Raw genomic sequence first — 24,793 nt, 5'->3', positions numbered from 1 at the left:
GGCGCTCCTCGTGGCAGCCAGCATGGAGGGGGCGTTCTGACGGCCCGCTCTGATGGTCGCAGACCCAACCCCTTGCCGTGACGGGGCTGCCGAGGCGGTGTCGTCAATGCCCTGCGCCTGATGATAGCAAGTCATTCCCTGTCATGGGGGCGAGGCGTGGCCTTTTCATCGGTGGCGAGGCCCGGAATCTCGCAAGAGCTTGTCTGGCGATCCTCTACGGGATCCGGACGGTGCTTCAGGAAGGGCTCTTGTAGTCAAATCGTTGATTCTGTAGCACTACTACCCTCCGTGCGACCATCCTTTCATTGTGACCCCGCCCCCCGTTACGCATACTCAGCTGGCCTTGTCCGACGCTGCAAGCTCGCTTGCCGCGTTCGCCTATCGTTCGCCAGTCAGAGGAATTCCTCCGTGAGCAAAGAGAATCTCGAAGCCTGTTTCAAGCAGTGGCAAGACAATGAAGCCCTCGCCGAACAGATGATCCCGCTGCTGGGTGACCTCTATCGTCGCTTCAATGTCGTGCCCTCCATCTATGGGCGTTCGCTGATCAACCGCTCCATGGTGCGTATCCTCAAGAACCACCGTTGGGTGCGCAAGGCGGAAGGCGTGGAGCTGTCCGTCGAGGACACCTTCCCGCTGGTGCGTGCCATGATCGAGCTGAATCTCGGGCCGGCCCATGTCGATATCGGCAAGCTGGCGGTGGCCTTCAAGCGCTCCGACGAGACGGACATCACTGCCTTCCTAAAACGCGAGCTTGCCGAGATCGTCGATGGCTACGTCGAAGGCGGCATGGGCGGCGATCCCAAGGATGTCGTCCTGTATGGCTTCGGGCGTATCGGCCGCCTGCTGGCGCGCATCATGATCGAGAAGGCCGGTGGCGGTAATCTGCTGCGTCTGCGCGCCATCGTGGTGCGTGGCAGCAAGGAGGATCTGGAGAAGCGGGCCAGCCTCCTGCGTCGTGATTCCGTGCATGGCCCCTTCGAGGGCAGCATCACGGTCGATCAGGAGAATTCGGCGCTGATCGTCAATGGCAACTACATCAAGATCATCTACGCGAACTCGCCGTCCGAGATCGATTACACCGCGCACGGCATCGACAATGCCATCGTGGTCGACAATACCGGCAAGTGGCGCGACGAGGCCGGCCTTGGGCAGCACCTCGAGTGCAAGGGCGTGGCCAAGGTGCTGCTCACCGCTCCGGGCAAGGGCGATCTGAAGAACATCGTCTATGGCGTCAACCACACCGACATCCGTGACGATGATCGCATCATCTCCGCGGCGTCCTGCACCACCAACGCCATCGTGCCGGTACTGAAGGTGCTGCACGACGAATACGGCGTCAGTCAGGGGCATGTGGAGACGGTCCACTCCTATACCAACGACCAGAACCTGATCGACAACTTCCACAGCGGGGACCGTCGCGGTCGCGCGGCGGCACTCAACATGGTGCTGACCGAGACCGGTGCCGCCAAGGCCGTCGCCAAGGCGCTGCCGGAGCTTTCCGGCAAGCTGACCGGCAACGCGATCCGTGTGCCGACGCCCAACGTCTCGATGGCGATTCTCAATCTGACGCTGGACACCGCAAGCGACGCCGAGCGCATGAATGACTTCCTGCGCACGGCCTCTCTGCACTCTTCACTGCAGAAGCAGATCGACTACGTCGATTCCTGTGAAGTGGTCTCTTCCGACTTCGTCGGCAACCGTCATTCCGGCATCGTCGATGGTCAGGCGACCATCGTCACCGACAAGCAGGCCGTCGTGTATGTGTGGTATGACAACGAGTTCGGTTACAGCTGCCAGGTCGTGCGTATCCTGCAGCACATGTCCAACGTGCGTTTCAGCTATTTCCCCACTCGCTGAGGCAATGGGTCGCGCCCTGGCGTGATTCACGCACGGTGAGGAAAAAATGCCTGTCAATACAACGCCCCTGCCATCCTCGATGGCAGGGGCGTTGGCGTGTTGAATGCCCTCACCACTTTAGTGTCGTATGGTCTTTCGGGGCTCGCATCTTTATAATGAGGCGGATTTTTTTGGGCCGGTCCAATCTCTGGGCTACACCTCCAACCGTCTGATAAGAAAAGCATTCACATCAACTGAAACGCGAATCTCGCGAGGTTGCCTGGCCGTATGTCGGCCTCGAGGCGTGTCATTGATGCGTGATCTTTCCTGAACAACATCAGATCCGACAATTGGGCGAGTCTATGATCGAAGTCAAACGTGGCCTGGATCTCCCCATCGCCGGGGCGCCGGAGCAGCGTATCGAGGATGCGCAGCCCGTTCGTCGCGTAGCGATCCTGGGTGTTGACTACGTCGGCATGAAGCCGACGATGGAAGTCCGTGAAGGGGACAAGGTGAAACTGGGGCAACTCCTGTTCACCGACAAGAAGACCCCGGGCGTCCGTTACACCGCGCCTGCTGCCGGGACCGTGGTCGAGATCAACCGTGGCGAGAAGCGCAAGCTTCTGTCCGTGGTCATCGAGACCGATGCGCAGGGCGAAGCGGTGGAATTCACCGCGCATGGCGAGGCGGCGCTGGCCGGTCTCGAGCGTCAGGTCGTGGTCGACCAGCTGGTCGACTCCGGTCTGTGGACGGCATTCCGTACCCGCCCGTTCTCGCGTGTACCGGCACTGGATGCCACCCCGGCAGCCATCTTCGTCACCGCCATCGATACCCACCCGCTGGCCGCAGATCCGGCCGTGGTGCTCAAGGGGCAGGAAGTTGCGTTCCGTCAGGGTCTCGTCGCATTGACGCGTCTGACCGAAGGCAAGGTGTTCCTGTGCCAGGCACCGGGCGCGGATATCCCGGGCGGCGATGTGGCCGGCGTGGTCAGCGAGTCCTTCAAGGGCCCGCACCCGGCAGGTCTGCCGGGTACGCACATCCATCATCTCGCACCGGTCAGCCTGAAGCGTCATGTCTGGCATGTCGGTTATCAGGATGTCGTTGCCATCGGTACCCTGCTGGCGGAAGGGCGTCTGGACACCACGCGTGTCATCGCCGTCGGTGGCCCGCGTGCGACCAAGCCCCGCCTGCTGCGTACCCGTCTGGGCGCGAGCACTGAAGAACTGCTCAAGGGGGAAGTCGAGCAGCCGGAAGATACCCGTGTGATCTCCGGTTCCGTGTTCTCCGGTCTGACCTGTGAAGGGGCGCTGCGTTTCGTCAGCCGCTATCACACTCAGGTGAGTCTGCTGGAAGAAGGCAACAAGCGTGCCTTCATGGGCTGGCTGTCCACCGGTGCCAATCGTCACTCGGTGCTGGGTATCTACCTGTCGAAGCTGACCGGTCTGCGTGACTATCGTCCCAACACCTCCACCAATGGCTCCGAGCGTGCCATGGTGCCGGTGGGGGCGTACGAGAAGGTCATGCCGCTGGACATTCTGCCGACGCAGCTGCTGCGCTCGCTGATCGTGGGTGATATCGAGACCGGCATGCAGCTTGGCTGCCTGGAGCTTGATGAAGAGGACCTCGCACTGTGCACCTATGTGTGCCCGGGCAAGTACGAGTACGGTCCCATCCTGCGTGACAACCTCACCACGATCGAGAAAGAGGTCTGATGATGGGTATTCGACAGACTCTGGATAACCTGGAGCCGCACTTCCACAAGGGTGGCAAGTACGAGAAGTTCTACGCGCTCTACGAAGCCGTGGACACGATTTTCTATGCGCCGGCGAGTGTCACGCGTACCACCGCGCACGTGCGTGATGGTATCGACCTGAAGCGCATCATGATCACGGTCTGGATGTGTACCTTCCCGGCCATGTTCTTCGGCATGTACAACGCCGGTCTGCAGGCCAACGAGGCCATCGCTGGCGGTTACAGTGCATTGGGCGGCTGGCGTGAAGCCATCGTCATGATGCTGGCGGGCAGCCATGATGCGGGCAGCGTGTGGGCCAACTTCATCCTGGGGGCCACCTACTTCCTGCCCATCTATCTGGTGACCTTCGCGGTCGGCGGCTTCTGGGAAGTGCTGTTCGCGATGCGTCGCGGTCACGAGGTCAACGAAGGCTTCTTCGTCACCTCCGTGCTCTTCGCGCTGACGCTGCCGGCCACCATCCCGCTGTGGCAGGTCGCGCTCGGCATCACCTTCGGTGTGGTGATCGGCAAGGAAGTCTTCGGCGGTACCGGCAAGAACTTCCTCAACCCGGCGCTGTCCGGTCGTGCCTTCCTGTACTTCGCCTATCCGGCCAGCATTTCCGGTGACGCGGTGTGGGTGCCGGCTGACGGCTATACCGGTGCGACCGCACTGTCCACCGCGGCACAGGACGGCATGAGCGCCCTGATGCAGCAGATGAGCTGGACCGATGCCTTCCTGGGCTTCATTCCGGGCTCGTTGGGTGAGGTATCGACGCTGGCCATCTTCCTCGGCGCGGCGGTACTGCTGTGGACGCGCATCGCCTCCTGGCGAATCATGCTGGGCGTGTTGCTGGGCATGGTCGCGACCTCGGCGCTGTTCAACGCCATCGGCAGTGACACCAATGCCATGTTCGCGATGCCGTGGTACTGGCATCTGGTCATCGGCGGCTTCGCCTTCGGCATGGTCTTCATGGCCACCGATCCGGTCTCGGCTTCCATGACCGACAAGGGCAAGCTGATCTTCGGTGCACTGATCGGCGTGATGACCGTGTTGATCCGTGTCGCCAACCCGGCCTTCCCGGAGGGCATCATGCTGGCGATCCTGTTCGCCAACCTGTTCGCCCCGCTGATCGACCACTTCGTCGTGCAGGCCAACATCAAGCGCCGCGTCAAGCGCGAGGCTGCCGGCATCGCGAACGAGGAGACCGCCTGACATGGCCAGCAACAATTCCATCAAGAAGACCCTCGGCGTCGCGCTCGGGCTGTGCATCGTCTGCTCGGTGGTGGTATCCACCGCAGCGGTCGTGCTGCGTCCGATGCAGATGACCAATGCCGAGCTGGACCGCAAGAGCAACATCCTCGCGGTCGCCGAGCTGCTGCAGCCGGGCGAGGATGTCGGCCAGCAGTTCCGTGACAAGGTCACCGCCAAGGTCGTCGACCTGAACAGCGGTGAGTACGTCGACGACATCGATCCGGAAAAGTACGACCAGGCCAAGATGTCCAAGGACCCGGCCACCTCACGTACCCTGTCCGGTGATGAGGATCTGCCGGGCATCAAGCGTCGTGAGCAGTACTCGGTGGTCTATCTGGTCGGTGATGTCGAGCAGCCGGACGAGATCATCGTCCCGGTGCGTGGCAACGGCCTGTGGTCGATGATGTACGGCTACCTGGCACTCAAGGGTGACGGCAACACCGTGGTGGGTCTGTCCTTCTATCAGCAGGGGGAAACTCCGGGGCTGGGCGGCGAAGTCGACAACCCGAAGTGGAAGGCCCAGTGGGATGGCAAGAAGATCTATCCCGAAGACAGCATGGACCCGGAAGTGCACCTGAAGAAGGGCGGTGTCAATCCGTCATCTCCGGATGCCAAGTACCAGGTTGATGCCCTGTCAGGTGCTACCCTCACCAGCAACGGCGTGACCAACCTGCTGCAGTTCTGGATGGGTGAGAATGGCTTCGCCAAGTACCTGACCCAGTTCCGCGACGTCAAAGGAGCGTAATGATGGCAGCCGAAACTCCTAAAGGTGTCCTGACGACGCCGATCTTCAAGAACAACCCCATCGCGCTGCAGATCCTCGGTATCTGCTCCGCGCTGGCGGTGACCAACTCGATGAACACCGCCCTGATCATGGGGATCGCGGTGTCACTGGTGACGGCGTTCTCCAGTCTGTTCATCTCGTTGATCCGCAATCACATCCCGTCGTCCATCCGCATCATCGTGCAGATGACGATCATCGCCTCGCTGGTCATCGTGGTCGATCAGTCGCTCAAGGCCTTCGCCTTCGAGACCTCCAAGCAGCTGTCGGTCTTCGTCGGTCTGATCATCACCAACTGCATCGTGATGGGCCGCGCGGAAGCCTACGCCATGCAGAATGGCCCGGCGATGAGCTTCATCGACGGTATCGGCAACGGTCTCGGCTACACCGTGATCCTGCTGGTGGTCGGCTTCGTGCGTGAGCTGTTCGGTTCCGGCTCCCTGTTCGGCGTGACCATCCTGCAGACCGTCAACGACGGTGGCTGGTACATCCCGAATGGTCTGATGCTGCTGCCGCCGTCCGCGTTCTTCGTCATCGGTCTGTTCATCTGGGTGCTGCGCAGCGTCTATCCGGAGCAGGTCGAGAAGGCGGAGTACAAGATTACCGCCAACACCAAGATCAAGGAGGCCGTGTAACATGTTCGAACACTACCTGAGCCTGTTCATCAAGGCCGTGTTCGTCGAGAACATGGCGCTGGCCTTCTTCCTGGGCATGTGCACCTTCCTGGCGGTGTCCAAGAAGATCCAGTCCGCGATCGGTCTGGGCGTGGCCGTCATCGTCGTGCTGGCGGTGACCGTCCCGGTCAACAACCTGATCCTGAACTATCTGCTGCGTGAAGGCGCGCTGACCTGGACCGGTCTGAAAGGTGCGGAAAGCATCGACCTGTCCTTCCTGGGTTACCTGTCCTACATCGGCGTCATCGCGGCGATCGTCCAGATCCTCGAGATGTTCCTCGACAAGTTCGTGCCGGCGCTCTACAACGCGCTGGGCGTGTTCCTGCCGCTGATCACGGTCAACTGCGCGATTCTCGGTGCGGCCCTGTTCATGGTGCAGCGTGACTACAGCTTCGGCGAGTCCGTGATCTATGGCGTGGGTGCCGGCTTCGGCTGGGCACTGGCGATCGCCGCACTGGCCGGTATCCGCGAGAAGCTCAAGTACTCTGACGTGCCGGCTGGCCTGCAGGGTCTCGGCATTACCTTCATTACCGTTGGCCTGATGTCGCTGGGCTTCATGTCCTTCTCCGGCGTCCAGCTGTAACGCAACCGAGCATAAGGAAATCGAAATGGTAGATACCTCCATCATCGTGCTCGGCGTCGTCATGTTCACCGTGGTCGTGATCGGCCTGGTGCTCGTGATTCTCGCGGCACGCAGCAAGCTGGTCTCGAGCGGTGACGTCCAGATCGAGATCAATGGCGACCCCGCCAACACCCTGACCACCCAGGCCGGCGGCAAGCTGCTGCAGACCCTGGCGGCCAATGGCATCTTCCTGTCCTCCGCCTGTGGTGGCGGGGGTTCCTGTGCCCAGTGCAAGTGTCGGATCGAGGAGGGCGGCGGCTCCATCCTGCCCACCGAGGAATCCCACTTCACCATGGGTGAGAAGAAGGAAGGCTGGCGCCTGTCATGCCAGGTCCCGGTCAAGCAGGACATGAAGATCGAAGTGCCGGAAGAGATCTTCGGTGTGAAGAAGTGGGAAACCACCGTGACCGCCAACCCGAACGTCGCGACCTTCATCAAGGAGCTGAACCTGCAGCTGCCGGAAGGCGAGGAAGTCAACTTCCGCGCCGGCGGTTACGTGCAGCTGGAAGCGCCGGCCTACGACATCAAGTTCTCCGACTTCGATATCGAAGAAGAGTATCGTGGTGACTGGGAGAAGTTCGGTCTGTTCAACGTTCAGCACAAGAACGAAGAGCCGGTCATCCGCGCCTACTCCATGGCGAACTATCCGGAAGAGTACGGCATCCTGAAGTTCAACATCCGTATCGCCACTCCGCCGCCGAATTCCCAGCATCCGCCGGGGCTGATGTCCACCTATGTCTTCTCGCTGAAGCCGGGTGACAAGGTGACCGTGATGGGGCCGTTCGGTGAGTTCTTCGCCAAGGATACCGACGCCGAGATGGTCTTCATCGGTGGCGGTGCCGGCATGGCGCCGATGCGCAGCCATATCTTCGATCAGCTCAAGCGTCTGAATTCCAAGCGCAAGATGTCGTTCTGGTACGGTGCGCGCTCCATGCGCGAGTCGTTCTACAACGAGGAATACGACCAGCTGGCCGAAGAGAACGAGAACTTCGAGTGGCACCTGGCGCTGTCTGATCCGCAGCCTGAGGACAACTGGGAAGGCCCGACGGGCTTCATCCATAATGTCCTGTACGAAAACTACCTCAAGGACCACCCGGCCCCTGAGGACTGCGAGTACTACATGTGCGGGCCGCCCATGATGAACGCCGCCGTCGTCAAGATGCTGACCGACATGGGTGTGGAGCCGGAGAACATCCTGCTCGATGACTTCGGTGGTTGATCGATGATGTCACGCGTCGCAAGACGACTGGCAGGGCCGGCCCTCATGGGGCTGGCCCTGCTGGTTGCAGGCTGTGAAAATTCCAGCAACCCTGAGTTGCATCGCTTCGCCGGTCCCATCTTCGGCACCGGATTCCATGTCACGGTGGCAGGGGATCTGGATGTCGATGAGGTGGCGTCACTCAAGCAGGCGAGCGTCGAGGCGCTGGACAAGGTCGACTGGCAGATGTCGACCTACAAGGACACCTCGGAGCTCTCGAAGCTCAATCAGGCACCGCTGGATACGCCGATCACGCTGTCGGATGGCCTGGCGCAGGTGCTGGCCGAATCGCAGGATATCGGCAGGCGCTCCGAGGGTGCCTTTGACATCACCGTCGGCCCGGCCGTCAATCTGTGGGGCTTTGGCCCGGATGAGCGTCTCGACAAGGCACCGAGTGATGCACAGATCGCGCAGGCGCTCGAGAAGGTCGATCATCTGGCGCTGGAGCTCGATGGCAATACGGTGATCAAGCGCAAGCCGGTGTATGCCGACCTGTCGGGGATCGCCAAGGGCTATGGGGTGGATCGAGTCGCCGATGTGCTCGAGGCCAATGGCATCGAGAACTATCTGGTCGAGGTCGGTGGCGAGATCCGCGTCAAGGGTGAGAAGCCCGGCCACAAGCCGTGGCGTATCGCCATCGAAGCGCCGAAGTCCTTCGAGCGTTCCGTGCAGCGGATCATCGACCCCGGCAATGCTGCCGTGGCGACTTCCGGTGACTACCGCAACTATTTCGAGCAGGACGGCGTACGTTACTCACACACGATCGATCCGCGTACCGGTCGTCCCATTCAGCACTCCCTGGCATCGGTGACGGTCATCACGCCAGATTGTGCGAGTGCGGACGCCTGGGCCACGGCACTCAACGTGCTTGGCGCCGAGAAGGCAATGGCCATCGCAAGACGCGAGAACATTGCCGCCTATTTCATTGTCAAAACGGATGATGGCTTCAAGCAGTCCTGGAGTCCGGCATTCGCGCCCTATCTGAAGGACGCGCCGGCGACAGGCGACACGAAGCCCGCAGGGGAATCCAGCGTCTGAGCCTGTCTGCCGTCAGGCAGACGGGGAGGACGTGATCCGCTGTCACCTGTCGTGACACGCCCCTGACCGGGCCTGCCACTCACGATGCATTGGCACCCTCCCGTCAGGGCGGGTACCGATGTGGCGGTCGAGTCGGGCCGGTCACAGTGGGCCAACATGGGGCCATGCCCCGGGAGAAATGACATGACTATCTGGTTACTGGTGTTCGCCGCCATGCTGCTGTTGATCGGCGCGATGGCTGTCGGGGTGTTGATGGGGCGCAAGCCGATCGCCGGCTCCTGCGGCGGCCTCAACAACCTCGGGCTCAAGGATGGCTGTGACATCTGTGGCGGCAAGGATGACGAGTGCGAGAAGGAGCAGGAGCGCCAGCGTCTGATGGCCGAGAGCGGCGGCAAGCCGGCCAGTGATCTGGCCTACGAAGCCCCGCGTCGCTGATTTCTGCTCTGATGACTCAGAGCCCGCCGGCCGCAAGGCCAGCCGCCGGCCCTGGCATGCCATTCTCTCCCTGAGCAGAGTGTGGCGTGTCAGGGCCGGCCTACGAACAACCAAGGAGCAAAGCGAGTCTCATGGCAGTCTACAACTACGATGTGGTCGTGATCGGTACCGGTCCGGCAGGGGAGAGCGCGGCGGTCAATGCGGCCAAGCATGGCAAGCGAGTGGCCGTGATCGAGGCCCAGTCCTCCGTGGGCGGCAACTGCACCCACAAGGGCACCATCCCCTCCAAGGCCCTGCGTCACGCGGTCAAGCAGATCATCGAGTTCAACACCAATCGCATGTTCCGCGACATCGGTGAGCCGCGCTGGTTCTCCTTCCCCAAGGTGCTGGAACGTTCGCGTCGTACCATCGAGCAGCAGGTCGAGATGCGCACGCGCTTCTATGCTCGCAATCGCATCGACGTGTTCTTCGGTACCGCGCGCTTCAAGGACGAGCACACCGTGCTGGTGCGTGATGCCCATGAAGGGACCGAGGAGCTGCACGCGGAGAAGGTCGTGATCGCCACCGGGTCGCGCCCCTACCGCCCGGCAGACGTCAATTTCCGCCACCCGCGTATCTATTGCTCCGATACCATCCTGGGTCTGTCGCACACGCCGCGCACGTTGATCATCTACGGTGCCGGTGTCATCGGGTCCGAGTACGCCTCCATCTTCTCGGGGCTGGGCGTCAAGGTGGACCTGATCGATACCCGTGATCGTCTGTTGTCGTTCCTGGACAACGAGATTTCCGACGCGCTGTCCTACCACCTGCGCAACAACGGCGTGCTGGTGCGCCACAATGAGGAATACGAGCGCATCGAGGGCGATGAGTCCGGTGTGGTCGTGCACCTCAAGTCCGGCAAGAAGCTGCGTGCGGACGCCTTCCTGTGGGCCAATGGGCGCACCGGCAACACCGACAGCCTCGGGCTCGAGAACATCGGTCTGCAGGCCAATGGCCGTGGTCAGCTGACGGTCGATGATCAGTACCGCACCGAGCTGGACCACGTCTATGCCGTGGGCGATGTCATCGGCTGGCCGAGCCTGGCCTCTGCTGCCTATGATCAGGGCCGCTTCGCCTCGGCCAACCTGCTGGGCGAGGAGTTCAAGTTCGTCAATGAGGTGCCGACCGGCATCTACACCATCCCCGAGATCAGCTCGGTGGGGCGTGGCGAGAGCGAACTGACCGAAGCGCGCATTCCCTACGAAGTGGGGCAGGCCTTCTTCAAGGACACCGCACGCGCCCAGATCACCGGCGACACCGTCGGCATGCTCAAGATCCTGTTCCATCGCGACACGCTGGAAATCCTCGGCATCCACTGCTTCGGTGATCAGGCATCCGAGATCGTGCACATCGGCCAGGCCATCATGCAGCAGCAAGGTGAGGCGAATACGCTCAAGTACTTCGTCAACACCACCTTCAACTACCCGACCATGGCGGAAGCCTATCGGGTCGCTGCCATGAACGGGCTGAATCGTCTGTTCTGATTACGCTGCGCTTGAAAGCGGTTCACAAGGCCTCGACATCTCTGGTGTCGAGGCCTTGTCGTATCCGGGGCTCTCGCAGGGACCTTTCCATTGACGAACCTTGAGGGCAATGACGCATGCAGCAGCATGATTGCGGGGAAAGCGGCACGCAGGAAAACAGCTCGCAGACAAGCGACACTCGGCAGACAAGCAATCATTCACGCAGGGCGCTGCAGGATGATCCGACCACGGACCTGACCCTGAGGCTGGGGCATGAGGAGCTGGTCATCCACCGCCGTTACGAGCTGGCCAGCATCATCAACGAGCTGGTGCTGGGTCTGTTGTTCACCATCGGCAGCGTGTGCTTCTTCTGGGATGAGTGGATGACGCTGGGGATCTGGCTGTTCGTGATCGGCTCGCTGCAGCTGACGCTCAAGCCGTTGATCCGCCTGGCGCGCCGCATGCACCTCAAGCGCCTGCCGGAATCAGGGCTGGATCTCTAGCAGGCGACTTCACAGTCTCTCTGTCTCACTGGCTCTCCGGCTCTAGAGATCAGCGATAGCGATGCACGCGCAGGCTCTTGAGAAAGGGCGTGTCCTCGATGCGCACATCTCCGCGTCTGGCGCGTGTGCGCTGTGCGGGCGGGGTCGGTGAGGGTTGGTTGAGCGCCGGAAGGCGCAGGTCATCGTGGGGCAGGAACAGCGGTAGCGAGACGTTCATCGCGCGGCGAGTGCGCAGCTCGCCATCCTCGCGCAAGACCGGCTCACGATAGAAGAGATTGGCGCGCATCAGCGGCGCCTGAGGCTGGATGCGTGCCAGTATCTCGTCAGAGGGCAGGCCCGCCAGCAGTCTGAGCTGCAGGCGCACGTGATCGGCCTCGGTATCCAGTTTCATCAGCATCGCCTCGCACTCCGGCACACTGACGCGCTGAATGGAGCGTCCGGAGCTGTACCAAGCGAAACGCACTCGCGCCACCGCTGCTTCCGCGACCGGTACGCGCCGCCAGCATTGCTTCAGATGCAGACGAGCGAGGCCATCGCCCTTCAGGTGCTGGTTGAGGCCGGGGTGGCGGAAGGGCAGGATGGCCTTGAGCTCCGCGAGTTGATCGGGATACGCCTCACGCAGTTCGGCAAACAGTCCCGCCAGATGCTCCTTGGCCAGATTGAGGGCGCCGACCGCCTGGATCACCTGCGGGCCTGCCGCCACCACGCCCAGATAGGGGCGGGTGACACGCCCATCCTGCCCATCCTGATACCACACATCCTGCAGCGCGAGCCGTAGCCAATCGAGATCGGCATGGCCGCCATCCAGCCGCCACAGCGGCGAATTCTCCTCCGCGACGGCAGTGATGACCTGTTCGGCTGCGCTGATCTGTTCATCGAAGGCCGCCTCTATTCTGGCCATCAGCTGATATTCGGGCATGGTCCGCGTCCTGGTTGGCGCTTGAGGGATACACTCTTTTTATCGCGTTATCCTGTTTAGCGCAGCCTGGCGGGAAAGACAAGCGTGCGGATACGAAACGAGGCGCCCCGCAGGGCGCCTCGTGGCATGGCTGGCATCTCCCGGGCGGGAAGCGTCGTCAAGAAACACGCGGCTTCCTCAGGAGCTGATCGCGACCTTGCGTCTAGCGATCGCGATAGCGTTCGGTGAGATCCCCATAGGCATCGATGCGGCGGTCACGCAGATAGGGCCAGATGCGGCGCACGTCCTCGCCACGCGCCAGATCCACCTCGACCAGCAACTCCTCGGGCTCGGTGCCGCCATGCGCCAGCAGTTCGCCCTGGGGTCCGCACACGAAGCTGCCTCCCCAGAACTGGATTCCTTCGCTGGCAGGCGTCGGGTCCGCTTCATGGCCGACCCGATTGGCGACGATCACCGGCACGCCATTGGCGACGCCGTGGCTGCGCTGGATCAGGGTCCAGGCATCCTTCTGGCGCGTCTGCTCGGCTTCATCATCGCGCGGGTCCCAGCCGATGGCGGTGGGATAGAGCAGCATCTCGGCACCGGCCAGTGCCATCAGCCGCGCGCCTTCCGGGTACCACTGATCCCAGCAGACCTGCACGCCCAGGCGGCCCACCGAGGTATCGATGGGCTCGAAACCGCGGCGCGGCGACTGTGCGCTGGGCGCATCACCCGGCGTGAAGTAGAACTTCTCGTAGAAGCCGGGATCATCCGGGATGTGCATCTTGCGGAAGGTGCCGACCAGGCCATCGGCCTTGTCGAGCACCACGGCGGTATTGTGATATACGCCCGCGGCGCGGCGCTCGAAGATGGAGCCGACGATGACCAGACCGAGTTCAGCGGCCAGACTGGCCAGGCGCTGGGTGGTCGGGCCTTCGAGGGGTTCGGCGAGATCGAAGATCGCGGTGTCTTCCGTCTGGCAGAAATAGTGGCTGGCATGCAGCTCCTGCAGCATCACCAGCTCAGCACCGCCGGCTGCCAGGCGGCGGATGGCCGCCTCGCTGGCCGCCAGGCTCGTATCCTTGTCGGGCCAGCCCTGCTGCTGGACGACACCGACCTTGAGTGTACGGCGGGAAGTGGTCATCACAGTGCTCCTTGAGTGAGGTTCGAGGTGGCCAGGGTGCCCTTGGGCAGTTGCATGGTCATGCAGTGCAGACTGCCATGCTGGCGAATCACGGCGCGGCAGTCGACCGGGATGATGTCACGTCCCGGGAAGGCGCCCGCCAGGGCCTTGAGCGCGATCATGTCGTGACGATCGGCATAGGTCGGCACCAGCACCGCGCCGTTGATGATCAGGAAGTTGGCATAGGTCGCCGGCAGGCGATGGCCATCTTCGGGATCGAAGCAGGCCTCTGGCCATGGCAGCGGTACCAGGAAGTACGGATCGCCATTGGCATCCAGCATGTCTTCCAGCTCGGCTTCCATCGCCTTGAGCGCCGGGTAGTGCGGGTCGTCGCGATCATCGCAACGCACGTAGGCGATGGTACGCGGGTCGCAGAAGCGCGCCAGGGTGTCGACATGACTGTCGGTGTCATCGCCTTCCAGATGGCCATTGGCCAGCCACAGGATGCGTGAGACACCGAAATCGGCCGTGAGCTGTGCCTCGACCTGCTCGCGGCTCAGCCCGGCATTGCGATTGTCGTTGAGCAGGCAGGCCTCGGTGGTCAACAGCGTCCCCAGGCCATCCGTCTCGATACCGCCGCCTTCCAGAATGAAATCGCGACTTTCCACCGGGCTTGCATAGACCCCTTGAGCGGCCAGCGCTCGGGTCAGGGCGTTGTCACGGGCGGCTTCGAACTTGCCGCCCCAGCCGGTGAAGGTGTAGTCGAGCAGTACCGGCTGGCCATCACGTTCGACGGTGATGGGGCCGTGGTCACGCGTCCAGGTGTCATCCAGCGGCGCCACATGCAGATGCAGACGCTCGGCCGGCACGCCGAAACCGGCGAAGCGTGACGTGAGGCGCTCGCGGGTGGCCTCGTCACTGACGCTGATCAGCACGTGCTGATACCGGCTGATGGCGATCACCATGGCCTCGCAGGTGGCTTCGATGCTCTCGAGCATCTCGTTCCAGTCGCTGTGGGGGCTGGGCCAGCTGAGCTGGATGGCATCCTGCGGGTGCCATTCGGCAAGCAGACGGGTGGCCATGGGCATCTCCCTGATGAAGAAGTGACGGTAATGCCGCGATACCGCGGACTCGGCGCGCGATGATAGCAGAGCCATGCGTCGACGCTAGCCCCTGCGTGCGTCATATGGCCAGACACTCGAGACTGGCGGTTCATGCTGTTCTCATGCGAGGGCTGGCAAACTGGGCGCGATTGTGGCCCCATGCGCCGAGCCTGCGGAATGCGTATCATGGCCCGCGACCCTGACCCAAGGAATCGACTTCGATGCTGCTGGATCGCCTACCCTTTCTGATCGGCCTGCGCTATACCCGCGCCAAGCGCCGTAACCATTTCATTTCCTTCATTTCCCTGACCTCGATGCTCGGCCTGTCGTTGGGCGTGGCCGTGCTGATTCTGGTGCTGTCCGTCATGAACGGCTTCGACCACGAATTGCGTACCCGCGTACTGGGCATGGTGCCGCATGTGCGGGTCGAGGCGCGCGACAGCGTCACCGACTGGGAGACGCTCGCCGGCATGTTGCGCGAGAAGCCGCATGTCGTCGGTGCCGCTCCCTACATCGAGCAGCAGGGCATGTTCACCACCAATGGTCGCAACAAGGGCGCGCTGGTCACCGGTATCGATCCGTCCGCGGAGGACCAGGTCTCGATCATCAGTGAGCACATGGTGCAAGGAAGTCTGGCAGACCTCACGCCGGGCAGCTGGGGCATCGTGATGGGGGAGCTGCTGGCACGCAATCTCGGGGTCGGCGTCGGGGATCGCGTCACGCTGCTGGTGCCCGAGGCCTCCATCACGCCCGGGGGCATCTTCCCGCGCCTCAAGCGCTTCACGGTGACCGGCATCTTCAAGGTCGGCGCGGACGTGGATGCCAGTCTCGCCTACACCGACATCTCGGACATGGCCAAGCTGGCACGCTTCAAGGAAGGCGAGGTGCAGGGCGTACGCCTGAAACTCGATGACCTGTTCAGTGCCGATGCCGTCACCCGTGACATCATCAGCCAGCTGGGGCCGCAGTATCGCGGCATGGACTGGAAGCGTACCCACGGCAACCTGTTCGCCGCCATCCAGATGGAGAAGAACATGATCGGCCTGCTACTGATGGTGATCGTCGCCGTGGCAGCCTTCAACATCGTCTCGACGCTGGTGATGATGGTGACCGACAAGCACGCCGACATCGCCATCCTGCGCACCCTCGGGGCCAAGCCCGGCAGCATCATGGGCATCTTCATCGTCCAGGGGCTGACCATCGGCGTGATGGGGATCATCATCGGCGCCATCGCCGGGGTGGCATTGGCATTGAGCGTCTCCGACATCATCGCCTGGGTGCAGTCGACCTTCGGTATCCAGTTCCTGGATCCCAACGTCTACTTCATCAGCTATCTGCCGTCTCGTCTCGAGCTGTCCGACATGGGCGTCATCATCGGCTCCGCGCTGGTGCTGAGCTTCCTGTCGACACTCTATCCGGCCTGGCGCGCTTCCCGCATCCAGCCGGCCGAGGTGCTGCGCTATGAATGATCTACCGACATCGACCGATGCATCATCCCGCTCTGCTGCTGGAGACTCCGCCATGCCGACCCCGGCTTCTGACACCCGTGCGACTGACCTGGCTCACGGCAAGCCGATGTTGATCTGTGAGCGCCTGAGTCGCAGCTACGACGAAGGCCCGCAGAAGGTGCAGGTTCTGGACGAACTGGAGCTGCGTGTGCACGCCGGCGAACGGGTCGCCGTCGTCGGCAGCTCCGGCTCCGGCAAGACCACGCTGCTCAATCTGCTCGGCGGGCTGGATCATCCCAGTCAGGGCATCGTGAAGGTGGCCGGCCAGCGCCTGTCCGAGCTCAGTGAGTCGGCGCTTGGCAGCTTCCGCAATCAGCACATCGGCTTCGTCTATCAGTTCCATCATCTGCTGGCGGAATTCAGCGCCGAAGAGAATGTGGCGATGCCGTTGATCATCCGGGGCCACAAGCGTGCCGAGGCCGCCGTCAAGGCGCGCAAGCTGCTGGAGCGTGTCGGCATGGCGCCGCGCGCCGATCACAAGCCGGGCGAGCTGTCCGGGGGAGAACGTCAGCGCGTCGCCATCGCGCGTGCGCTGGTGACGGACCCGAGCCTGGTGCTGATGGATGAACCGACCGGCAACCTGGATCAGACCACGGCGGCGCGCATTCTGGAGCTGATGGACGACATCGCTCGGGAAGCGCAGGCCGCCTTCATCATCGTGACCCACGACAATGGGCTGGCCGCGCACCAGCACCGTGTGCTGCGCCTGGATGGCGGCAAGCTGCACGAGGACTGAGCTCCACCGCTGAGTGGCGGATGTCTGCCTCACGCCATGCCAGAAAGCCAAAAGCCCCGCCATCGAGAGATGGCGGGGCTTTTTCATGGGCGGCGTCGTCAGCCTTCAGGACTTGTCGGTATCCGGGGCAGCGTTCTGGTCGGACCGCTGCGCCTTGGTGCAACGCCTGGCGGCCAGACGCGCCTTGCGGCGACTGCGCCAGCTGCGCACGACCTGATAACGCCACAGCAGCCGGACCAGCACGTTGGCGAGCAGGGCGACCACCACCGCGCTGACCAGCGAGCCCAGCGCAAGTGCCGGCAGGATATCTTCCAGCTGGTTGGCGAACCAGGCCGCGGAGACCTGGTCCGGCATCACCCGGGCAGGCGTATCGAGCATCCAGGCGCCCACGCGATAGGTCGCGTAGTAGACCACGGGCATGGTCAACGGGTTGGTGATCCATACCAGACCTACCGAGAGCGCAAGGTTGCAGCGCAACGCCCAGGCACCGAAGGCGGCCACCACCATCTGGAAGGGGATCGGCAGCAAGGCACAGAAGAAGCCCACCATGCACGCATTGGCAACGGTTCGACGCGACAACGCCCACAACGCGGGGTCGGCGATCAGGTGATGCATGAAGCGCAGGGATTTCTTGCGCCTGAGGGCATCCGGTTCCGGCATGAACCGCTTGAGTAGACGACGAGGCATGGCTTGGCCATTTGGCATTCAACGCCGGCCATTATCCATACATGTCCCCGGGACTGCCATGCTGTGAGCTCAGTTAAGCGGCCCGCATCGTGCAATCCTGTGTGCTTGAAATGATGCTGAACGCAGGCCAGCCCCCGTCATGCCTGATGAAGAGCGGTATCTGCCTCCTTGAACGATTCGTCTGAAAAGCTGCCCGTGGGCGCGAACGACGCCACGCGGTTTCGCGGGTCCTGGCTGACACCGGGGGCTCTGATCCAGTGGCTCGCCGGTCTGGTGGCCGGGGTGTGGCTGTCGCGACAGGGGGAGTGGGCGGCCGATTGGCAGGGACGCATGCCGGATGGCGCACCCGAAAGCGCAGGGGATGTCTTGAGCGGGATGGCAGACAGCCTGTTGCTGCCATCCCTGGTGCTCAGCCTGCTGGTGATGCTCGCCTTCGCGCGACGCCCGGCAGTCCTGCGGCTGGGGATTGCTCTGTGGGGCGGGCTGCTGCTCGGGCTGGTGCATCAGCCACTCATGCTTGCCGAAGCACTGGCGCGCGAGGATATCTGGCTGGAGGGGCGCATCGAGCAGGCCAGTCGTTCGCTCCCGGCCCCGGGGGAGTCGGTGCGTCTGGTCTTCAGGGTGGAAGCCTGTCGAGCCTCGGGCGCTGACGGCGAAGCAGGCGGTGAGCAGGGCGAGGTGCTCAAGCCCCCCAGGATGAACGCATCCGGCATGACGAGCGCCGGGCGTGAGCTGGCCTGTCGCCGTCTCGAGGGCCAGCGGGTGCAATTGCGGCGCTACTGGCCGCGGCGTGCCGCCTCTGAATCATCGGCTTCGCCTCTTCTCGTTCCCTGGCAAGCGGGTGAGCGGTGGCGGCTGATCGCCAGACTGGTGCCGCCGCATGCTGCCAGCAACCCGGACGCGCCGCAGAGTTTTGATCGGGTCAGCTGGTGGTGGCGCGAGGGGATCGTGGCGACGGGGTACGTGCGAGACCCCGCCCGGGCACAGCGACTGGCACCACCCCGCGGGGTGGCAGCGTTACGCCTGGCGGCCGAGCAGCGGCTCTGGCAGGGCTGTGGAGGGCGGGGCGATGACATCCAATGGGCGCATTCGCCCTGCCGCTGGCTGGCGGCGCTGACGCTGGGGCGTGCCTCGGCGCTGACTCGCGATGACTGGGAGTCCTTGAATGCCACCGGGTTGACGCACCTCGCCGTGGTGTCAGGGCTGCATGTCGGGCTGATGGCAAGCCTAGTGCTGGTGGTGAGCTTTGGCGTCCTGCGCCGTCTTCGTCCTGCCGACTGGCGTTTCAGCGTCGCTCCCTGGTGGCTGGCGTGTCTGGCGGCCTGGAGTTTCGCGATACTGGCGGGGCTGGCACCGCCGGCGCTGCGAGCGGCGCTGATGACAAGTGTTGGGTTGTGGATGGCCAGCGGGCGCAGCGGCCTGGGCGTCTGGCAGATATGGATGCTGGCGTTGTCGCTGGTGATCGGCCTTGATCCGCTGGCCTTGTGGCGACCCGGCACCTGGTATTCGTTTCTTGCCGTGGCAGCGCTGCTGCTGGCCTGGCAGGGGTGTGAGCGCCCCCGCGGCGCGCTGGGCTGGTGTCGCGCCACGCTGCGCAGTCAATGGGTGTTGACGCTGGTGATGGGGGTCGCTCTGCTGGTCGGGCGTGGTCAGTTGTCATGGCTTGCGATGCCGATGAACCTCGCCATAGCTCCGCTCGCGACCCTCCTGGTCGTGCCGTTGGGGATGCTGGGCTGGGGGCTGGCTGGCATCGACTCCCTGCTGGACGCGATGGGCTTGCGGCTGTCGGAAAGGGCAGGAATGAGCGGGGCGCTGTGGCAGTGGCTCGCCGAGCGAGTGGATCATGGCATGGCGTGGCTCGGGACCGTCACGCAGCGCCATGGCCTCTGGCCCGCACGGACAGCGACGGACACCCTGTCCGCTGACATGGCAGCAGCGATGGCGATGATGGTACTGGGCGGCCTGTGGCTGGCAAGTGGAGTGCCGGGGTTGGAGCGCCGTGTCAGGGGGCTGTGCACCGCCCTGGCGATGCTGTGGGGGACGGGGCTTGCCTTGCTGCTGTGGCCGCCTGCGCCATGGCCGTCCAGCGCCCACGCCGGCGAAGGACGCACAGGGCGCGACAGCGAATGGCTTGCCGATTCGCGAGCGGCCCCGTTGGTCGTGACCGTCCATGACGTCGGACAGGGGCTGGCGATATCGCTCAGGGTAGCGGGGCGCGTGCTGTCGCCTGAGACGATGGAGGATCTTCCTCGTCATTGGCTCTATGATCTCGGCCCCGGTGCTGCCTTCGGGCCGCCGCGCATGGGGGAGCTGCTGACGGCTGCCGAGGCACCCTGGGGCGTCATCATCAGTCATGGTGATGGCGATCATGCAGGCGGACTGGCGGCGCTGCGAGCGGAGCAGATCGCGCAGTTGTGGGTGCCTGAGGGACAGAGAGGCCGTCTTGACCGTCAGGTGGGCTGGCTGAAGGACGTGCCGACCGCGTCCTGTGAGGCAGGGCGGCGCATCACGCTCGGCCATCTCGCCGACCGCCCCGTGAAACTGGAGATGCTGTGGCCGCCGCCCGGGTGGAAGGTGCGGCGTGACAATGCCCACTCCTGTGTGGTTCTGATCGCGTGGGGTGAGCGTCCGCTGGCGTTGCTGAGTGGCGATATCGGGGTGCAGGAGGAGCGCCAGCTGGTGGAGCTGCTCTCGCGTCGGCTGGCGGGAAGCCCGCTGCCATTGCTGGTCGTCGCGCACCATGGCAGTCGCAGCAGCAGTGGGGATTCCTGGCTCGCGCGTCTGGCACCGCGCCACGCGATCATCAGTGCCGGACGCTACAACCCGCATGGTCATCCGCATGACGAGGTGGTCGAACGCCTGATGCGGCATGCGCAATGTGTCTGGCACAGTGGCCTGGAGGGAGCGCTGCGCTGGGAGTGGTCCCCTGACGCGGAGCGCCTCATTCCCGCGCGGGGTGCTGCCGGTATCGATACGCAGTGCCTTGGGGTAAAATCCGTTGATTGATCAGGGGCATGGCGAATGTCTGCCTGTCAGCGTGCCAGGGACGCGGTCGCGCAGGCCTGATGACGACAACAATGATCGGCGCCGTTGACGGTGCACCATCAAGACCAAGGGAGAGGTCACATGTTGGAAGCCTTGTACGCAGGGGGGCTGCTGATGCTCCCGATCCTGGGATGTTCGGTCGTGGCACTGGCCATCATCCTCGAACGTCTGTGGACGTTGCGCACGCGCCGTATCGCGCCGCGCGGTCTGGGACAGCAGGTGTGTGAACTGATCAGTCAGGGACAGGTCAATGTCTACTGGTTGGAGAGTCATTCGCCCCTTGGGGGGGTGCTGGCGGCAGGGCTTCGCAATGCGCGCCTGGGCAATGAACAGGTGCGTGCGCGCATTCAGGAATCGGCCGTTGCGGTAATCCACGACATGGAGCGCTTCCTGAGCCCCCTGGGGACCATCGCGGCCATCACCCCGCTGCTGGGCCTTCTGGGCACGGTGGTCGGCATGATCGATGTCTTCGCCGTGATCGTGGACGCCGGGTCCGCCGAGCGTGCCCAGGAGCTGGCCGGCGGGATTTCCCAGGCGCTTGTCACCACGGCGGCGGGTCTGACGGTCGCGATTCCGGCGCTGATGTTCCATCGCTATTTCCAGCGTCGCGTGGAAGACATCACCGTGACCATGGAAGAGCAGGCGGGGCAGGTGGTGGAATACATCTCGCACCATCAGGGGGAGCTGGGGCTGGCCGAGAGTCATGACGGCTTCGATCGTCGCGCGGGCCAGCGCAACGGGCCAGCGCCGAGGGAGAGTCTGCCGGAAGACCTGCCGGCCTACATGCGCCGGGACGAGGATGATCCGCTGTCGGGCTCCGACACGCTCGCCGATCGAGGCGTGGGGCCCGGGAGGCCGTCATGAGGTTTCCTCGTCGCCAGCGTGAATCGGTCGAGGTCAATCTCACGCCGCTGATCGACGTGGTCTTTCTGCTGCTGATCTTCTTCATGGTCTCGACCACGTTTGACAGTCGACGCGCCCTGGACCTGATTCTGCCGCAATCCAGTCAGGCCAGCGCCGTGGAGCAGGCGCCGCTGATCATGACCATCGGCGCCAAGGGAGATTTCACGCTCGGTGACACCTCGCTCACCGAGTCAGCATTGGGGGCTGCGCTTGCACGACACAAGGACCAGGCTGATCGCTTCGGGTTGATCCTCGAAGCCGATGGCCGTACGCCACATGCGAAGGTGGTGAAAGCGTTGGACGCTGCCGCCGAAGTGGGCATTACCCGAGTGCGCATCAGTACGCGCACCGGGACCGATACATCACCACCGGATGCCCCATGAGGGCGCCGCTCAAGTCTATGGAGACCCCGTGAGTCGCGACTCCACCTGGATTCATTACCGCCGCCTGCTCGGCTATGTCCGTCCGTACTGGAAGATGTTCCTGGCTGCCGTGCTGGGTTACGTCATCTATGGTGCCTCGAGCACGGCGCTGGCCGAGATGATGAAGCGCCTGATCGATGGCATTCAGAATCCTGACGCCCAGTTCAGATTGTTCCTGCCGTTGTTCGTGATCGGCATGTTCGCGATACGCGGTGTGGGGACCTTCCTGGGGACCTACTGCATGAGCGACGTGGCACGCAACGTGGTGCATACCCTGCGTACCACCGTGTTCAACCACATGCTGCATCTGCCGGGACGTTACTTCGACGAGAACTCCACCGGTCACCTGATCACCCGCGTGACCTATCACGTGGAGCAGATCACCGGCGCCGCCACCAAGGCATTGACCATCATCATGCGCGAAGGCTTCTTCGTGCTGGGTCTGCTGAGCTATCTGTTCTGGACCAACTGGAAACTCACGCTGGTATTCATCGCGGTCACGCCGCTGATCGGCTGGGTGGTCAGCTATGCCAGCAAGCGCTTCCGCAAGCTCTCCAAGCGTATCCAGGGCTCGATGGGGGAGGTCACACATGTGGCATCCGAGGCGCTGTCCGGGCATCGGGTGGTCCGCACCCACGGTGCGGAAGATTACGAGAAGGCGCGCTTCGCTGCGGTCAGTGAGTACAACCGCGAGCAGAAGATGAAGGAGGCGTTGACCAAGGCCACCGCCACGCCGGTGATCCAGCTGTTGATCGCCGTGGCACTGGCGACCCTGGTGTGGCTGGCGATGGCGCCGGAATTGATGGCTGGCATGTCGGCGGGTGAATTCGTCGGCTTCATCACCGCGGCCTCGATGATGGCCAAGCCGGTGCGTCAGCTGACCGAGGTCAACGGCGAGATCCAGAAGGGCATGGCGGCGTCCGAGGAGCTGTTCGGGCTGCTCGACATGCCCGCGGAGCCCGACAACGGCAATGTGGTCCCGGACGGTCGCCTGGCGGGCCGGGTGCGCTTCGACAACGTCCACTTCCGTTACGCCGACAACCAGCCGGATGTGCTCAAGGGCATCGATCTGGAAGTGGAGGCCGGGCAGATGGTGGCCATCGTCGGGCGCTCAGGTTCCGGCAAGTCGACGCTGATGAGCCTGCTGCCACGGTTCTACTCGCCTACCACGGGCCGCATCCTGATCGACGACGTGGCCATCGAGGACTACAAGCTGCGCCCGATGCGCCAGCAGATCGCGCTGGTCTCCCAGAACGTGACGCTGTTCAATGCCAACCTCACCGCCAATATCGCCTACGGCACCGGGGAAGCGGATGTCCAGCGGGTCGAGGAGGCGGCGCGCGCCGCCTATGCCCACGAGTTCATCGAACGCATGAGCCAGGGTTATGACACCATCGTCGGTGACAACGGCATCATGCTCTCGGGGGGCAGCGTCAGCGCATCGCCATCGCGCGTGCCATCTACAAGGATTCGCCGATTCTGGTGCTCGATGAGGCCACCTCGGCACTGGACACCGAGTCGGAACGCTACATCCAGCGGGCGCTGGAGGAAGTCTGTCAGGGCCGTACCACCTTCGTCATCGCGCACCGCCTGTCCACCATCGAGAAGGCGGATCGCATCCTGGTGATGGATGACGGCGAGATCATCGAAGACGGTACGCATGAAGCGTTGATCGCTCAGGAAGGGGCCTACGCCGCCCTGCATCGCATCCAGTTCCGGGAGACGGCTGACGCATGAGTGAACGACTGGTAGACGCCTGGTATCGGGGCGCCGCCTGGCTCCATCTGTTACGTCCGCTGGAGCATGTCTATAAAGGGGTGGTGGCACGCCGACGTGAGGCCTATCTCACTGGCAAGCGTGAGGTCTGGAAGGCGCCGGTGCCGGTGATCGTGATCGGCAACATCACCGTCGGTGGAACCGGCAAGTCGCCGCTGGTGGCCTGGCTCGGCCGTTGGTTGAGCGAGCAGGGCTGGCGCCCGGGCATCATCTCACGGGGCTATGGTGGCCACGCGCCGCGTTACCCGCTGTATGTCCAGGCCGATACGGACCCGCAGCACGCCGGAGATGAGCCGGTGATGCTGGCTCAGCAGACCGGCCTGCCGGTGGCGGTGGACCCTGACCGTCCCAGTGCCGCGCGTCGTCTGATCGCGGCGGGGTGCGACATCCTGCTCTCCGATGACGGCTTGCAGCACCATGCGCTGGGGCGCGACATCGAGCTGGTGGTGGTGGATGGCGAGCGCGCCTTCGGCAATCAGCGGTGCCTGCCGGCGGGTCCCCTGCGGGAGCCGCTGTCACGGCTGGCGAGTGTCGATGCCGTGATCTCCAATGGGGTGATCGACTGCACCCGCCTGCCGGTGGAATCGCATTGCATGGCGCTGACGCCGGTCCATTGGCGCCATCTGATCGATGATGTGCGTTATCCCGCCACTCATCAGCCATTCAGTGGCTCGGTGCATGCACTGGCCGGTATCGGCAATCCACAGCGTTTCTTCCGTACCTTGACCAATCTGGGGGTGGAGCATCAGCCCCATCCCCTGGCGGACCATCACCGCTTCACGCCGACGGATCTGCGCTTTTCCGACAACCTGCCGGTGGTGATGACGGCCAAGGATGCCGTGAAGTGTCGCCGCTTCGCCAACGAGCGTTGCTGGGCACTGGATGTCGAGGCGCGTCCCGATCAGGCGCTGGTGGATTGGCTCGCCAACCGCCTCGAGGCGCTGTGAGCGACTGACCGAT

20 protein-coding genes and 2 pseudogenes are annotated in these 24,793 nt (G+C 63.5%); 18 read left to right on the top strand and 4 right to left on the bottom strand.

Features of this window, described 5'->3' with window-relative positions; all coding sequences use genetic code 11:
* Positions 1–408: 408 nt before the first annotated feature.
* The 11 genes from BFX80_RS13205 to BFX80_RS13155 all read left to right on the top strand — a co-directional run bounded on the left by BFX80_RS13205 (position 409) and on the right by BFX80_RS13155 (position 11,632).
* Complete coding sequence (locus BFX80_RS13205) at positions 409–1,857, top strand: glyceraldehyde-3-phosphate dehydrogenase (protein ID WP_084209149.1); 1,449 nt, start codon at positions 409–411, stop codon at positions 1,855–1,857.
* A 341-nt stretch (positions 1,858–2,198) separates the two neighbouring features.
* Complete coding sequence (locus tag BFX80_RS13200; RefSeq protein WP_084209148.1) at positions 2,199–3,548, top strand: Na(+)-translocating NADH-quinone reductase subunit A; 1,350 nt, start codon at positions 2,199–2,201, stop codon at positions 3,546–3,548.
* Positions 3,548–4,780, top strand: a complete 1,233-nt coding sequence (locus BFX80_RS13195; RefSeq protein WP_077372002.1) for an NADH:ubiquinone reductase (Na(+)-transporting) subunit B — start codon at positions 3,548–3,550, stop codon at positions 4,778–4,780. Before BFX80_RS13200 ends, BFX80_RS13195 begins: the two co-directional genes overlap by 1 nt.
* Position 4,781: 1 nt before the next feature.
* Positions 4,782–5,564: a Na(+)-translocating NADH-quinone reductase subunit C gene (locus BFX80_RS13190; protein WP_077372005.1), complete on the top strand. Its 783-nt coding sequence runs from the start codon at positions 4,782–4,784 to the stop codon at positions 5,562–5,564.
* Positions 5,565–5,566: 2 nt separating this feature from the next.
* Positions 5,567–6,235: an NADH:ubiquinone reductase (Na(+)-transporting) subunit D gene (locus tag BFX80_RS13185; protein WP_077372008.1), complete on the top strand. Its 669-nt coding sequence runs from the start codon at positions 5,567–5,569 to the stop codon at positions 6,233–6,235.
* 1 nt (position 6,236) lies between these two features.
* On the top strand, positions 6,237–6,857 hold the full coding sequence (gene nqrE, locus BFX80_RS13180; protein WP_084209147.1) for an NADH:ubiquinone reductase (Na(+)-transporting) subunit E: 621 nt from the start codon (positions 6,237–6,239) through the stop codon (positions 6,855–6,857).
* 25 nt (positions 6,858–6,882) lie between these two features.
* A complete protein-coding gene (gene nqrF / locus BFX80_RS13175; RefSeq protein ID WP_077372013.1) occupies positions 6,883–8,115 on the top strand; it encodes an NADH:ubiquinone reductase (Na(+)-transporting) subunit F in 1,233 nt (410 codons plus the stop codon).
* A gap of 3 nt (positions 8,116–8,118) precedes the next feature.
* On the top strand, positions 8,119–9,192 hold the full coding sequence (locus BFX80_RS13170) for an FAD:protein FMN transferase (protein ID WP_240499576.1): 1,074 nt from the start codon (positions 8,119–8,121) through the stop codon (positions 9,190–9,192).
* A gap of 183 nt (positions 9,193–9,375) precedes the next feature.
* Positions 9,376–9,627 carry a (Na+)-NQR maturation NqrM gene (nqrM, locus tag BFX80_RS13165; protein WP_077372016.1) on the top strand — a complete coding sequence of 84 codons (252 nt, stop codon included), beginning with the start codon at positions 9,376–9,378 and terminating at the stop codon, positions 9,625–9,627.
* 131 nt (positions 9,628–9,758) lie between these two features.
* Complete coding sequence (gene sthA / locus BFX80_RS13160; RefSeq protein ID WP_077372019.1) at positions 9,759–11,150, top strand: Si-specific NAD(P)(+) transhydrogenase; 1,392 nt, start codon at positions 9,759–9,761, stop codon at positions 11,148–11,150.
* A gap of 116 nt (positions 11,151–11,266) precedes the next feature.
* Positions 11,267–11,632, top strand: coding sequence for a YrhK family protein (locus BFX80_RS13155; RefSeq protein WP_084209146.1), 366 nt, complete (start codon positions 11,267–11,269; stop codon positions 11,630–11,632).
* 49 nt (positions 11,633–11,681) lie between these two features.
* On the opposite strand, the gene BFX80_RS13150 is transcribed toward BFX80_RS13155, so the two are convergent.
* From BFX80_RS13150 to BFX80_RS13140, 3 genes are all read right to left on the bottom strand, one after another.
* Positions 11,682–12,551 (bottom strand): DNA replication terminus site-binding protein, encoded by an 870-nt coding sequence (locus BFX80_RS13150; RefSeq protein WP_084209145.1) that lies wholly within the window; start codon positions 12,549–12,551, stop codon positions 11,682–11,684.
* Between the two features lie 202 nt (positions 12,552–12,753).
* A complete protein-coding gene (locus BFX80_RS13145) occupies positions 12,754–13,674 on the bottom strand; it encodes a carbon-nitrogen hydrolase (protein ID WP_077372028.1) in 921 nt (306 codons plus the stop codon).
* The gene (locus BFX80_RS13140; protein ID WP_084209144.1) at positions 13,674–14,735 is read right to left on the bottom strand and encodes an agmatine deiminase family protein; all 1,062 of its coding nucleotides are present in this window, start codon (positions 14,733–14,735) and stop codon (positions 13,674–13,676) included. Before BFX80_RS13140 ends, BFX80_RS13145 begins: the two co-directional genes overlap by 1 nt.
* Before the next feature lie 245 nt (positions 14,736–14,980).
* Between BFX80_RS13140 and BFX80_RS13135 the strand changes: the two genes are divergently transcribed.
* On the top strand, positions 14,981–16,225 hold the full coding sequence (locus tag BFX80_RS13135) for a lipoprotein-releasing ABC transporter permease subunit (protein WP_077373141.1): 1,245 nt from the start codon (positions 14,981–14,983) through the stop codon (positions 16,223–16,225).
* 52 nt (positions 16,226–16,277) lie between these two features.
* Positions 16,278–17,000 (top strand): ABC transporter ATP-binding protein, encoded by a 723-nt coding sequence (locus BFX80_RS13130; protein ID WP_077372034.1) that lies wholly within the window; start codon positions 16,278–16,280, stop codon positions 16,998–17,000.
* Between the two features lie 105 nt (positions 17,001–17,105).
* Here the strand turns inward: BFX80_RS13130 and BFX80_RS13125 are convergent, their stop codons facing one another.
* Positions 17,106–17,687: a DUF2062 domain-containing protein gene (locus BFX80_RS13125; protein ID WP_077372037.1), complete on the bottom strand. Its 582-nt coding sequence runs from the start codon at positions 17,685–17,687 to the stop codon at positions 17,106–17,108.
* A 168-nt stretch (positions 17,688–17,855) separates the two neighbouring features.
* Between BFX80_RS13125 and BFX80_RS13120 the strand changes: the two genes are divergently transcribed.
* From BFX80_RS13120 to lpxK, 5 genes and pseudogenes are all read left to right on the top strand, one after another.
* The gene (locus BFX80_RS13120; RefSeq protein ID WP_084209143.1) at positions 17,856–20,693 is read left to right on the top strand and encodes a ComEC/Rec2 family competence protein; all 2,838 of its coding nucleotides are present in this window, start codon (positions 17,856–17,858) and stop codon (positions 20,691–20,693) included.
* A 120-nt stretch (positions 20,694–20,813) separates the two neighbouring features.
* Positions 20,814–21,398 (top strand): annotated as a pseudogene (locus BFX80_RS13115) (MotA/TolQ/ExbB proton channel family protein); the annotation flags it as partial.
* 194 nt (positions 21,399–21,592) lie between these two features.
* Positions 21,593–22,018 carry an ExbD/TolR family protein gene (locus tag BFX80_RS13110; RefSeq protein ID WP_077372047.1) on the top strand — a complete coding sequence of 142 codons (426 nt, stop codon included), beginning with the start codon at positions 21,593–21,595 and terminating at the stop codon, positions 22,016–22,018.
* A pseudogene (msbA, locus tag BFX80_RS13105) lies at positions 22,008–23,794 on the top strand (lipid A export permease/ATP-binding protein MsbA). Before BFX80_RS13110 ends, msbA begins: the two are co-directional and overlap by 11 nt.
* Positions 23,791–24,780, top strand: coding sequence for a tetraacyldisaccharide 4'-kinase (lpxK, locus tag BFX80_RS13100; RefSeq protein WP_084209142.1), 990 nt, complete (start codon positions 23,791–23,793; stop codon positions 24,778–24,780). Before msbA ends, lpxK begins: the two are co-directional and overlap by 4 nt.
* The last annotated feature ends 13 nt before the right edge of the window (positions 24,781–24,793 follow it).

This window comes from Cobetia marina (assembly GCF_001720485.1).
GTDB classification, from domain to species: Bacteria; Pseudomonadota; Gammaproteobacteria; order Pseudomonadales; family Halomonadaceae; genus Cobetia; species Cobetia marina.
This window is presented reverse-complemented; position numbering and strand designations above follow the sequence as displayed.